Raw genomic sequence first — 283 nt, forward strand, 5'->3', positions numbered from 1 at the left:
GAGTGGATCGACCACGGCATCACCCACCCCACCCTCGGCTACGCGTACGGCGGCGACTTCGGCGAGGAGCTGCACGACTCCAACTTCGTCTGCGACGGGCTGCTCTTCCCCGACCGGACCCCGTCCCCCGGCCTGATCGAGTACAAGAAGGTCATCGAGCCGGTCCGCATCACGGGCGACGGCGAGGCGGGGACTGTCCGTATCACCAACCTCTACGACTTCTCGGACCTCTCCCACCTCACCTTCGAGTGGTCCTACCAGGTCGACGGCGAGACGATCGAGG

The 283-nt window shown here is 66.1% G+C and carries 1 protein-coding gene; it reads left to right on the forward strand.

The annotated features are described in order from the left end of the window. Positions 1-283, forward strand: a 283-nt coding sequence (locus J0695_RS38290; protein WP_206969457.1) for a glycoside hydrolase family 2 TIM barrel-domain containing protein, incomplete at both ends; no start/stop codon positions are given.

This window comes from Streptomyces beijiangensis, assembly GCF_017315755.1.
Lineage (GTDB): Bacteria > Actinomycetota > Actinomycetes > Streptomycetales > Streptomycetaceae > Streptomyces > Streptomyces beijiangensis.